Genomic DNA, 12,735 nt, shown 5'->3' with positions numbered 1-12,735 from the left:
GACAAAATACCGGTATTTTTTAAACAAACCCCTATCGCTGTATAAAAAGTCGCCAAGTGCGACTTTTTTTTATTTTCACCTTAAAAAAATTGTTTTATTTTTAAGCTCACTATGTTATTAAAAAGATGCAGTTGTAAACAGGAAGTAAACAATTTCTGCTTATAAAAATAACGATATAAGGAGCTTTGTCATGGATCCAATTGAAAGCATAATGGAAATTATTGAGGGAAAACCCAAATCAAAAGGCAAGCCTAAGCGCAAATGGCGAGAGATTGAGCAACTTAAAGAGAAAATGGCATTAGAAAAAGAAATCGAGTTCTACAACGGTTCTTTTGACCACCTACTTGAAGAAGTAAACTAATTAGGTCTGCTAATGCAAAGTCAAAAACCTGTGCATGTCACAGGTTTTTTATTATTTGATATTTGCAATCTAACTGGTCATACTTGTTGCCTACATTGTTTATGTAGCGCATGTAAATAAACCACGAGATTGTTTGTACCATGAACCAGAACTCTTCTCCAGCAATAGCAGCACCGTATTCCTTCGCCGAAGAATTAGTCAACGCTATAACTCATGGTGTAGGTGCCTTATTAAGTGTGGCGGCATTAACACTAATGGTTATGGTGGCCAATAACGCCATCGAATTAACCAGCGCCATTATCTATGGCAGCTCGATGATATTGCTATTTTTAGCATCCACACTCTATCACGCCATAGCTCATACTCCGACTAAGCAAGTATTAAAAACCCTCGATCACTGTGCCATTTATCTGCTCATCGCAGGAACATACACGCCTTTTATGTTAATTAGTTTAAAAGGTGCATGGGGCTATGCATTGCTGTCTGTGGTCTGGACATTAGCGATAATCGGTATTAGCTTTAAGCTCATATTCAAACAACGCTTTCCCAAGGTGTCATTGCTGACCTATTTAGCAATGGGTTGGTTAGTGGTAATTGCCGCGCCCAAAATGATTAACAGTGTCGCTTATGGCGGTTTAGTGTTGCTGGCGAGCGGTGGTGTTGCCTATACCCTAGGCGCGGTATTTTACGCGTATAAAAAAATACCGTTTAATCACGCAATATGGCACCTGTTTGTGCTTGCTGGCAGTATTTGCCACTTCTTGGCGGTGTACTTATACGTTATTAATTAGCGTTGATAACCCCCTGCTACCAATAGGGCGACACGGTGAGGCAAAGCCCAAAAATGCGTTATAGTAGGTAACGCGACAGCTCAGATTTTAGGATGAACTATGCAATATGCTGAAATTACTGGATGGGGAAAATATACGCCCCCCAGTGTATTAACAAATGATCAACTTGCGACTTTTATCGACACCAGCGATGAGTGGATTTCTTCGCGTACCGGTATAAAAGAGCGTCGCATATCACATATCAATACCGCCGAAATGGCAACCCTTGCTGCCAAACAAGCACTGGCGCGCGCAGGCTTGCTAGCAGAAGATATTGATATGATCGTTGTCGCCACTTGCTCACCAGATTTGTTGGTGCCTAATACGGCGTCAAAAGTGCAACAGTTACTCGGCTCAAATCACGCTGCCTGTTACGATCTAAGCGCCGCTTGTTCGGGGTTCCTGTATGCCCTTCAATCGGCTACCGCTCAAATTCGCATGGGTATGGCTAACAAGGCACTGGTCATTGGTGCTGAGCGAATGTCTTGGTTTATGAACTGGAGTAAACGAGATACGGCAGTTTTATTTGGCGATGGTGCCGGTGCCGTGGTTCTAGAAGCCAGCGAAAATAAAAGTGGCTTGTTGGCGTCTAAAATTGGTTGCGATTCATCAGCTCGAGACATTTTAAAAGTCAGTAACTTTGGTACGGATATGGATAGATATGTCAATCCGCCAGGGCCACTAGAGATTGCCTTTCAGGGGCCAGATATTTTCAAACGCGCAGTGCGAGGCATGGGCGGTGCAACCCAAGCGGTGCTCAAAGCAGCAAAATTATCTGTTGACGATGTGGATGTGTTAGTACCACACCAAGCCAATGCTCGCATCATCGAGACGCTACAACAACACTTAAAAGTTGCCGACGATAAAGTCATGGTTAATATTGATAAATACGGTAATACTTCAGCTGCAACAATCCCTATAGCCCTGTGTGAAGCGGTTGAACAAGGCCTCATTGAACCAGGTTCGAATATTATGTCGGCGGCATTTGGCGCCGGTTTAACTTGGGCGGCAGCGTACATCAAGTGGGGTGAGCGCACCACGCCGTTAAGCGACTATGAGCAACAAGAGCAAGACTGTGATAAAAATGCCATGGAGCTAACGCGTATTGCCAGAGAGCACTGTTTAGCGGCAAGTGCTTCAGAAAGCTAGCCTTAAAAAGTAGCGCATTTCTTGATACAAGGATTGCGCTACTTTACAACCCAGTAACGCATTGACCTGCCAAGCTTTACATTGTGACACTGTGCCTATATTAATTTCCATTGGTCGCCCGTTAATGTAGACCTCTGCGCCGTTTGATAACGCATTAAACTTGGCTGTTATCCCGTTGCATACCTGTTACCGCTTACCTCCTTAACGCTTATTACCGCTTATCGCTTACCGCCTTACCGCTTACCGCTTACCGCTGATAGCTGATAGCTGATAGCTGATAGCTGATAGCTTATAGCTTATAGCTTATAGCTTGTCAGTCTTTTTTACACCCGCCCCTTATCAAAGCCAAATTAAATCAATAAGCAACTGAATTAAATAAACTTTTAACTTAGGTACATTATTTGCTTGGCTGTGGGTTGGTCAATAACAAATCCAACAACCTCAGAGAGTGTTAACTATATGAAAAACATCGTTTCAAAACTCATCTTACCTACCATAGCCATGTTGTCGTTGACAACAACTCAAGCAGTTGCTGATTCCTACTTAGTTATCGCCAAAGGCGCTGGTAGTAAGTCGACTGAAAAAGTGGTAAAACAAGTCAATAAACTGGGTGCCAAGATCACCGATGTCATTGAAGAAGCGGGGGTTGTGGTCATCGATGCCGACGCCAATGATATCTCAGCCATTGCCGATGTACTCGCTGTTATTCCCAACGTCAAGATTCAAATGACCAAACCAAGTGAGCGCATTGCCGTGCAGGCAGCAAATCCTCCTAACAGCGGTGATGATGACTTTTTTTTCGACCGTCAATGGGGTCATGACGCAGTGAACGCACCTGAGGCATGGAAAGCTGGCGTCAAAGGCAAAGGAGCCCGCGTTGCCGTACTTGACGGTGGCTTTAGTATCAACCACCCCGACATTGCAGACAATGTGATTGACTATGCCGATATGACCGGTGAAGGTATTGCCTATGCGCCAAATGACGATGACCCAAGCGGTATCTTCAGTCACGGTATGCATGTCGCCGGTACCATAGCGGCAGCTGATAATGGCTATGGCGTTATTGGTGTTGCCCCTGAAGCGGAATTATTGCTGGTCAAAGTACTCGGTAATATCGGTAGTGGTTCATTTGCTGATGTGTTAAACGGCATCATTTTCGCCACCAACTATGGTGACGTTGATATCATTAATATGAGCCTAGGGGCAGATATTCCGCAGGGGTTAGGTATTGGCTCTGATGGTGTGGCCGCGCTGCGCGTTGCCTTTAACCGCGTATTTAGCTATGCCTATAGCAATGGTATCAGTATTTTTGTGTCTGCGGGTAATGACGGTCGCGATCTCGATACAGACAAGAGTATGGTGGTATTTCCAGCGGATATGGCACATGCCATTTCTATTAGCGCAACCGGACCTGAAGGTTGGGGCGCCGATCCGTCTACCAACTTAGATACGCAAGCAGTCTATACCAACTACGGTCGCAGCAGTATTGATTTTTCAGCGCCTGGTGGCGACTATGAACTGTTGTTTAGCAACCCAGCGCTCGGCTTCAGTCCTTGTACCGTAGCTGGGGCAACTCGTCCTTGCTATGTATGGGATTTTGTTTTTAGCTCTGGTAGCGACGTCGGTGGTATTTGGTATTACTGGTCGGTGGGTACGAGTATGGCAGCACCGCATGCCGCGGGCGTAGCAGCACTTATTGTCAGCGAAAACGGTGGTAGCATGCATCCAGCAAAACTAAAAGCTGAGATGCAAAAACGCGCTGATGACTTAGCGCAACCTGGCAAAGACAAAGTACACGGCATGGGTCGCGTTAGCTCCGGCTACTAACCGTAAAGTGCCATGACTGCTTAACGGTTGTGTCATCACGTTAATCAGCCTTGTTAAACAATGGCATATGTATATTTAATGCCATGAACAAAAAACCTTACCCTTCTAGGTAAGGTTTTTTTTCATCCAAACTTATGCGCTATCTAAAGACCGAGCAAAGAGCTGAATGCACAGCAAACACCAATAGTATGCGGCGGCGCCACCTCCCTGCCCCGTATGGTTAACGTTCACTCTGCCAGTTGAACAGCAATGCACTTAACACCAAGCAGATTGCGGAAAATATCACTAGCCATATCAGTGAAGCACTAATGTCCAATAGAGTCGCCCCTTCGGTCATAATTTGTCGTCCGGCGCGCACTAAATGGGTTAATGGCAACGCTTCTGCCACCCACTTAATCCAAGCCGGTGCCCCCTCCAAGGAAAACCACACCCCAGATAGCAACATCATCGGCCAAGTGGCGAGGTTTAATAAACCACCGACTAACTCTTCAGATTTACTGCGCGTGGCAATGAGCAAGCCAAGACTGATCAAACTTAACGCGCCGACCATAGCCAGTATCAGTAAGTCGAGATAACTCCCTAACATAATAAAATTAAACAACCAATTACAGCCAACATAAACGACTATGGCCATGGTTAACACAATACACAATCGCGACAACAACTGAGCCCCAACAAACTCAAGTGCCGATAACGGCGTTGCCTTCAAGCGTTTAAGCACCGCATTTTTGCGATATCGAACAATCGCATAACCGACGCCAAATAAACTGGAGAACATCATATTCATCGCCAAGATACCGGGCAATACCCAATCGACGTAGCGAATGGCTTTACCTTGTGTGGCGTAACGAATAAACCCTTGGCTGTCACCGACAAAGATCTTTTCAACGAGGTAACTTTTCGCCGACAATTCGTTTACCCAGTAACTGGTATCAACAAAATCAAGCAGTAGATCGAGTTCGTGTTGCTCGAGTTTTACAATCGCTTTTTGCTTGTCTTGATACGGTACGAAGGTAATAAAGCGAGTGTCTAAAAAGGCATGCGGTGGCTGCGTAGTACCAATGACTCCGACCTTGTAAACCCCGCGCTCTTGATCAGAAAAACTGACCGCAAATACGGTCAGTAACAACACCGGAAACAGTAAATTCCACGCCAGCGACGATTTGTCGCGAAAAAATTCAAGATTGCGCGCTTTGAAAACGGCCCATAGCCGTGCCCACTTAACCATCACTCTCCCCTAGCGTATGACCGGTGAGCTTTAAGAACAAGTCGTCAAGGTTCGCCGACTTGATGTGCAGACCGGTCAACACAACACCTTGCTGCAGCAGATCACTCACCGTTTGCTCTACATTGTCGGTGACAATTTCAACCCGGTTATTAACCCGAGACCAGCCGCGCTGCACAACGAGTTCAGGGTCGACATTATTCATTGGTAAATAAATAAAACACTGGTTAAAGTGCTTAGCCAACAAGGCGTCAGGGGCTCCTCGCTCGATAATTTTACCTCGATCCATAATTGCTATGTAGTCACACAATTGTTGTGCTTCATCCATATAGTGGGTTGTCAAAATAACCGTTCGACCTTGTTGTTTAACGTGGCGAATCAGTTGCCAAAACTGTCGACGCGATTGAGGATCGAGACCCGTTGTCGGTTCGTCTAGAAAAATAATTTGCGGATCGTTAACCAAGGCCAGAGCCAACAACAAACGCTGGCGCTGACCACCTGATAAGGTGCGCGTATCGCGATCGATAAACTCTTCGAGTTGACACAGTTGGATCAGGGTCGAAAGCGGTAGGGTGGTTTGATAGAAACTGGCAAAAAGTGTCAGAGTCTCGCGTACGTTGAGTAAGTCTGGCAACGCTGTTTGCTGAAACTGAATACCGATAATTTCATTGATTGGACGTCCGCTGCTATTAACATACTCGACGTGACCAGCGTCTGGTTTAATCAGCCCTTCCATCAGCTCGATGGTGGTAGTTTTTCCGGCACCATTGGGGCCGAGCAAACCAAAGCATTGGCCTTTTTCAACGCGAAAGTTAATACCATCAACGGCGGTGACCTTACCATAGTGCTTGCGCAACTCAACAATGTTTAATATCGCATTCATCAAGCATATTCAGATGTGTGAAAAAAATTGACTAAGTGGCTCTCGAGCAACTTGCCTGAGTGTTGATTACGGTGTTGATGACGCAACACAAACAGCGCGCAGGTCCCCTGTTTTTTTTATTGCACATGGCGTACCTATAGCCTCATCTCGCTGACCAAACTCTTTGTTTAGCACTATAACACTATAGGCGAAACGCCATAAGTGCAAACCATTGCCGAATAAATTTAGCCATGTTTCCCCCAGCTATCGCTACCACTTAGGGATGCGAAAGTTCACTGGCGTTTGCACAGTTTATACACTTTATTGAATGCGCTCCAAAGCGCTTGACGATAAGCCTTTTTGCCTTGCAACGATAATGCATCGACGATATCGGCTACCCCATGCCGTTGCCATAAACTGAGTACTAAAATGGCTTTTTCACTCTGATTCAATCGCTCTTGAGCGCATCGGTCGAGGTGCTTAATATGCACACTTAGCCAACGCTTTAGACTTGGTGCACAGGTACTGTATTGCATTGTATTAGCGACGTATCCAGCTACCAACTGCTCGTCGTAAACGCTGAGTGTATCGATGTTATCACTTGGTTTTGCTCTATACATAGCCCATACCAATTCGGTGTTAAGTTGTTGATATTCACTGCTTAAATAAAACTCTAGGTTGCGATAAAACTGTTGATTTAACTGGCTAAAAAACGCCGAACTGCGACGCGATAACGGCTTTAACATCATCGCCGAGTGTTCACCACTGGCCTTATCGGCGACAAAACCAAGACGTGCCATGGCGTAGCCGTTGCGATACCAAAACGCCAACAACGGCGGGTTCACGCCAAAACTTGTGGCAAGAAAATCGACACCTTCTTGATGGGCGTATTGATGACAATAGGCCAACAAGGCAGAGCCAATTCCTTGGTTTTGCCATGCAGGCAACACAGCGACCCGAGAGATGCGTAAATAGCGATACGAAAACGCATCACTATAGCCTCCGTGGACAAGCAGTGACTGAGGTATTAAGTGGCCTTTCGGGCGACGCTTACCCTGCTTTATTTGCTCGACTAAGTCGCTGTCTAACTCACCTTCACTTAACATCAAACACACGCCACATACGGTGTCTTGATATATGGCCACAACCAGATGCACGTGCTCATCATCGAGTAACAACTTCAAATCACTCGGCTTGGTTTGGTAATGCGCACAGACCAACAATGAGAACACTTGCCTGAGCAATGCTTCATTTTGATACAAGCTGAGAGCCGATAAAACCTTAAAGCAAAGCTGTTGCGGGTTTGCGTTAGCCGCCGTATCAGTAGTCAACTTGGCGTCGAGTAAAAAACTGTCAAAACAATAGCGCTCAAGTTGATCATCATGGCGCCAGCGAATCGGTTGAGCCAAATGCAAATGACGAAAATGCTCTCCAGGTTGACCAAGCGTTGGCAAAAACTTTTGACTGAAGCCTCGACCTGCACCTTCGTAACCATGCACAGTCGATGAAAAAACCAAACGCTGATATTTATTGGCGAGTTCAACCAATAGCGGGACTGGGAAGCCGGCCGCCTCATCAACTAGGATAACCGATGCACTCTGCGTCTGCTTTATCAACACGTCAATCGGAACAAATTCAACACTCGAGCTGTCACGGCTAAGTCGGTGATTGTGTCGACGTAAGTCAGGAATCATTCGCTGCAGTTGTTGATAGTATATTTGCAAGCTTTGTGGGTGCGGTGCGCAAACGATAATGCGATTATTCGCCTCCAGTAATAATTTGGCGCTGGCGATGGCAAGTGCCGATGACTTGCCCCGTCCCCTATCGGCGGTGATCACCAACGGCATTGTCCGCCTTGAGGCAACTCGCAACACGGCTTCTACCGCCTGATGCTGCTCTGTTGTTTTACTCAACGATGAGATATCGAATGCAGCGTTATCAGCTAACACAGAGGGCGTTATTTGCTCTGGCTGTGGCGCGTAGAAAAAATCGCATTCGGCGTTAGTTGTCGTTGCCTGCTCGGCTTTTTCTGTTGTCGTTTGCTCGCCATCTAAATGCTCATTTGTGTCAGCTTGACGGACGATATCAATTTCGCTAAATGCACTCGCTTTAGTAAGCATGCGTTTGATAAACAGACTCGATTGCTGTTGTTCTGGCGTCAATAAGATGACCGCTAAAGACGATGCGATTAACGTGCCAGATAAAGCGGTAAAAGCGTCAACGTGAAACGACGGCTGCCCTAACTCCAAAGAAGCGCCGTTAAAAATTAAACACTGATATTCTCGCCCTAATTTATGGCGGTAGTTTCGGTTATCGTCGCCGTCATCAATGGCAAACGTCAGCAGTTGTTTATCGGCAAACGCTTGACGCAATATGAGAATTTGTTGGTTAAGCCAAGCGGCGTCACCGACTAAGATCAACGCACCTCGCTGTTGACTGGCCGTTAGTTGTGATAAGCGCTCGCTGATCCGTTGTCTCAAAGTAGCCTTCAAAGTTCCCATAGTTAAGCCAGGTTAAACTGCATCTAACCAGCATTCTAGCAAAGCAATCAACGCTTTAAAATTATTTACGCAACGCGATTTTGTTATGGCTTTTATTCGGGGGTGTTGACCTTTTCCGTTCATTTTTGCAGCGAGTTGTTTGGGATTTTTACCAGGCAACGACTGTACAGTTTAGTCATCTAAACAAATAGGCGTTAACAACGTAGAAATTTCAAACAAACGTTGCCCAAAGGGTTCGGCCTAAATTCTCCCTGTTATGTAATATCTGACATCTACATAGATACCTATGCTGCATGACAGCTATTTTGATCAGAAATCATTTAGGTTGAACAAAATTTGTAGCTCAAAGATCAACACGCCCTAGCGAATACACACAGGTCAACTACACTTATAAGCACAGTATCAGGCGTTCGCCTACAGCTCAGAGGTTATATATACCGACAAGGTTTGCAACGCCATTTTACCACCATCTGCGCACACTTGTGCTGATGGTGTTCATTAGTGTAATGATCGAGAAAGCGAATGACTCAGCACGTAGATCCACAAGCGCAAAAACGAGATGAGCGTAATACCTTTATCTTTTTAGCCGTTTTTCTTGCCCCCATATTGGCCGTCATTATCGTTGCCACCTTGGGCTTTGGTATTTGGATATCTCAAATGATATTTGGTCCGCCAGGAATCAGTTAAATGAACCAAATAGCATCATCGACTAACCTCTCTCGGCGAAATTTCCTCCGCGGCAAAGCAACAAGGGCCAGTTCATCACTTAGGTTGCCTTGGGTGAAAAGCGAAGAGGTATTTACAAGTGGCTGCACCCAATGTGGTGATTGCTTAGACGCTTGTGAGCAAAACATTTTAGTAAAAGACGCTGACGGCTTTGTCAAAGTCGACTTTAGTTTAGGCGAGTGTACGTTTTGTCGCGACTGTCTCTTGGTATGCCAACAACCTCTGTTCCGCTCAACGGAAGAGCCTGCTTGGTTCGCCCACTTAAATATAAAAGACAACTGCCTAGCCAAACAAAATATTTATTGTCAAAGCTGTCAAGACAGCTGTGATACTCAAGCGATAAGTTTTCGTTACCACAGCGCGATTCCAACGCCACAAGTTGCTCAAGCAGACTGTACCGTATGCGGAGCGTGTATTGCGATGTGCCCAAGCCAATCGTTAGAACTTATAGCCCTAAATCAGGAGGTCGCTGATGACTGATGTTGAGCAAATCGCCCAACCTAAAGAATACCACGTGGCGAGTTTTATCGGTTTGATCGACATGACTCAACAGCACACTGTTATGCAGTCTATTGAATCAACGCCCGGTGCAGAAATTCACGCCCACAACGAACAAGGTAAAGTGGTGTTTACCATTGAAGCTGATAACCAGGGCGTTATCGGTCAACTCGCCGATCAACTAAAATTGGCTCCCGGTATACTCAGCCTTTCGCCGGTTTACCATCAATATATCGAAGAATAGGATACGACTATGAAACTCAATCGTCGTCAATTTATCAAAGCAAATGCCGCCGCGGTGGCGGCGGCCACCGCTGGCATAACCCTACCGGCAAGTGCCTCTAATTTAATTACCAGTTCTGATATTACCAAATTAAAATGGGATAAAGCGCCATGTCGATTCTGTGGCACCGGTTGCAGTGTCAACGTGGCAACTCTCGACGGTAAAGTTGTGGCTACCCATGGTGATATCAACTCCCCTGTGAACAAAGGATTGAACTGCGTTAAAGGCTACTTTTTATCAAAGATCATGTACGGTAAAGACCGTCTTACTCAGCCGATGCTACGGATGAAAAACGGCCAGTACGATAAAAACGGCGACTTTACTCCGATTGAATGGGATCAGGCATTAGATATCATGGCTGAAAAAGCCAAAGCGGCGTTAAAGAAGCAAGGCCCTAACGGTGTTGGCATGTTTGGCTCTGGCCAGTGGACCATCATGGAGGGTTACGCCGCAGCCAAACTATTTAAGGCAGGGTTTCGCTCCAATAATATCGATCCCAATGCTCGCCACTGTATGGCGTCAGCGGTTGTCGGTTTTATGCGGACCTTTGGTATTGATGAACCTATGGGGTGTTATGATGACATTGAAAATGCGGATGCATTCGTACTCTGGGGCTCAAACATGGCCGAGATGCACCCGATCCTTTGGACGCGCATAACCGACCGCCGCCTCAGTGCCCCTCATGTAAAAGTGGCGGTGTTATCAACCTATCAACATCGCAGCTTTGAACTTGCCGACAACGGCATGATATTTACCCCGCAAACCGATTTGGCGATTCTCAACTACATCGCCAATTACATTATCCAAACAGGTAATGTAAACAAAGACTTTGTCAATAAACACACCCGGTTTAAACAAGGCAATACCGACATCGGTTACGGATTGCGTCCTGAGCATCCGTTGGAGAAAAATGCCAAAAACGCTAACGATGCCGGTGGAGCAAAAGATATCGACTTTAATGAGTTTGCCAAATTTGTCAGCACCTATACCGCCGACTACGTGTCAAAACTGTCCGGTGTGTCCAAAGAAAGCTTGGAAAGCTTAGCGAAAATGTATGCCGACCCAGACACCAAAGTGACGTCGTTTTGGACCATGGGTTTCAACCAACACACCCGCGGCGTTTGGGCCAATAACTTGGTTTACAATATTCACTTACTCACCGGCAAGATATCAACGCCTGGTAATAGTCCGTTTTCGCTCACCGGCCAACCTTCGGCGTGTGGTACGGCTAGAGAAGTTGGTACCTTTGCTCATCGACTACCGGCAGACATGGTGGTGATGAATGCTGACCACCGCAAGAAATCTGAAAAAATTTGGAAGCTGCCCGACGGCACCATCAACCCCAAGCCGGGCTATCATGCGGTGCTGCAAAATCGCATGCTCAAAGACGGCAAAACCAACTTCTACTGGGTACAAGTGAATAACAACATGCAAGCAGCGGCCAATATGAATGAAGAGGGTTATCCAGGCTATCGCAACCCTGATAACTTCATTGTGGTCTCCGATGCCTACCCAACCGTAACGGCTCAGGCTGCAGATTTGATTTTACCAACGGCAATGTGGATAGAAAAAGAAGGCGGATACGGCAATGCCGAGCGCCGTACTCAACTGTGGTATCAACAAGTGCCGGCTCCCGAAGGCGCTTTGTCTGACTTGTGGCAATTAGTTGAGTTTTCAAAACGCTTTAGGGTGGATGAAGTGTGGCCCAGTGAGCTAATCGCCAAGAAACCCGAGTACAAGAATAAAACCTTGTACGATGTACTCTTTGCCAATGGCCAAGTGGACAAGTTTTCACTGGATGAAATTCCCGACGATCGCCTTAATCAAGAGGCGCGTCACTTTGGCTTCTACTTGCAAAAAGGCTTATTTGAAGAATACGCCATGTTTGGCCGAGGCAAAGCCCATGATTTAGCCCCGTTTGACGTTTATCATCAGGTGCGAGGACTGCGCTGGCCTGTGGTGGATGGCAAAGAAACCCTGTGGCGTTTTAAAGAAGGCAGTGACCCATACGTAGAAGCGGGTACAGACTTTCAATTTTACGGTCACAAAGATAATCGCGCGATTATTTTTGCCCTACCTTATGAGCCGCCGGCCGAAGTACCCGATAATGAATTCGATATGTGGCTATCTACCGGACGAGTGCTAGAACACTGGCATTCAGGTTCGATGACTCAACGCGTACCCGAGCTGTATAAAGCGGTTCCGGATGCCGTGGTTTACATGCACCCTGAAGATGCTAAAAAGCGCAGTTTGCGCCGTGGTGATATCGTCAAAATTGTTTCTCGTCGCGGTGAAGTACAAACGCGCGTTGAAACTCGAGGTCGCAACAAACCGCCAATCGGACTTGTGTTTATGCCTTGGTTTGACGCGAGTCGCTTGGTCAACAAGGTGACCTTAGATGCAACCGATCCAATGTCAAAAGAAACCGACTTTAAAAAGTGCGCAGTTCGCATCGAAAAAGTTTAAGGAGACC

The 12,735-nt window shown here is 46.2% G+C and carries 11 protein-coding genes; 8 read left to right on the top strand and 3 right to left on the bottom strand.

Annotated features, from left to right (window positions below; translation table 11 throughout):
• Nucleotides 1-190 precede the first annotated feature (190 nt).
• The 4 genes from ACAY30_RS04000 to ACAY30_RS03985 all read left to right on the top strand — a co-directional run bounded on the left by ACAY30_RS04000 (nucleotide 191) and on the right by ACAY30_RS03985 (nucleotide 4,167).
• Complete coding sequence (locus tag ACAY30_RS04000) at nucleotides 191-361, top strand: DUF3545 family protein (protein WP_290250729.1); 171 nt, start codon at nucleotides 191-193, stop codon at nucleotides 359-361.
• A gap of 140 nt (nucleotides 362-501) precedes the next feature.
• Nucleotides 502-1,152 carry a hemolysin III family protein gene (locus ACAY30_RS03995; RefSeq protein ID WP_290250730.1) on the top strand — a complete coding sequence of 217 codons (651 nt, stop codon included), beginning with the start codon at nucleotides 502-504 and terminating at the stop codon, nucleotides 1,150-1,152.
• A gap of 99 nt (nucleotides 1,153-1,251) precedes the next feature.
• Complete coding sequence (locus ACAY30_RS03990) at nucleotides 1,252-2,340, top strand: ketoacyl-ACP synthase III (RefSeq protein ID WP_290250731.1); 1,089 nt, start codon at nucleotides 1,252-1,254, stop codon at nucleotides 2,338-2,340.
• 459 nt (nucleotides 2,341-2,799) lie between these two features.
• The gene (locus tag ACAY30_RS03985) at nucleotides 2,800-4,167 is read left to right on the top strand and encodes a S8 family serine peptidase (protein WP_290250732.1); all 1,368 of its coding nucleotides are present in this window, start codon (nucleotides 2,800-2,802) and stop codon (nucleotides 4,165-4,167) included.
• A gap of 220 nt (nucleotides 4,168-4,387) precedes the next feature.
• Here the strand turns inward: ACAY30_RS03985 and ACAY30_RS03980 are convergent, their stop codons facing one another.
• The 3 genes from ACAY30_RS03980 to ACAY30_RS03970 form a co-directional block, all read right to left on the bottom strand.
• A complete protein-coding gene (locus ACAY30_RS03980; RefSeq protein ID WP_290250733.1) occupies nucleotides 4,388-5,395 on the bottom strand; it encodes an ABC transporter permease in 1,008 nt (335 codons plus the stop codon).
• Complete coding sequence (locus tag ACAY30_RS03975) at nucleotides 5,388-6,275, bottom strand: ABC transporter ATP-binding protein (protein ID WP_290250734.1); 888 nt, start codon at nucleotides 6,273-6,275, stop codon at nucleotides 5,388-5,390. The genes ACAY30_RS03980 and ACAY30_RS03975 overlap by 8 nt, the downstream gene beginning before the upstream one ends.
• Before the next feature lie 272 nt (nucleotides 6,276-6,547).
• A complete protein-coding gene (locus ACAY30_RS03970; RefSeq protein WP_290250735.1) occupies nucleotides 6,548-8,755 on the bottom strand; it encodes a tRNA(Met) cytidine acetyltransferase TmcA in 2,208 nt (735 codons plus the stop codon).
• A 522-nt stretch (nucleotides 8,756-9,277) separates the two neighbouring features.
• On the opposite strand from ACAY30_RS03970, the gene napE reads away from it, so the two are divergent.
• Genes napE through napA form a run of 4 tightly spaced genes read left to right on the top strand, consistent with a single transcriptional unit; the run spans nucleotide 9,278 to nucleotide 12,728 of the window.
• Nucleotides 9,278-9,442 carry a periplasmic nitrate reductase, NapE protein gene (napE, locus tag ACAY30_RS03965; RefSeq protein WP_290250736.1) on the top strand — a complete coding sequence of 55 codons (165 nt, stop codon included), beginning with the start codon at nucleotides 9,278-9,280 and terminating at the stop codon, nucleotides 9,440-9,442.
• Nucleotides 9,443-9,961, top strand: coding sequence for a ferredoxin-type protein NapF (gene napF / locus ACAY30_RS03960; RefSeq protein WP_290250737.1), 519 nt, complete (start codon nucleotides 9,443-9,445; stop codon nucleotides 9,959-9,961).
• The gene (locus ACAY30_RS03955; protein ID WP_290250738.1) at nucleotides 9,954-10,223 is read left to right on the top strand and encodes a chaperone NapD; all 270 of its coding nucleotides are present in this window, start codon (nucleotides 9,954-9,956) and stop codon (nucleotides 10,221-10,223) included. Before napF ends, ACAY30_RS03955 begins: the two co-directional genes overlap by 8 nt.
• Nucleotides 10,224-10,232: 9 nt before the next feature.
• The gene (napA, locus tag ACAY30_RS03950) at nucleotides 10,233-12,728 is read left to right on the top strand and encodes a nitrate reductase catalytic subunit NapA (protein WP_290250739.1); all 2,496 of its coding nucleotides are present in this window, start codon (nucleotides 10,233-10,235) and stop codon (nucleotides 12,726-12,728) included.
• Nucleotides 12,729-12,735 lie beyond the last annotated feature (7 nt).

It is taken from the genome of Thalassotalea ponticola (genome assembly GCF_041379045.1).
Classification (GTDB): Bacteria; Pseudomonadota; Gammaproteobacteria; order Enterobacterales; family Alteromonadaceae; genus Thalassotalea_A; species Thalassotalea_A ponticola.
Note: the sequence above shows the minus strand (reverse complement) of the source record. Positions and strands in the feature narration are given on the sequence as shown.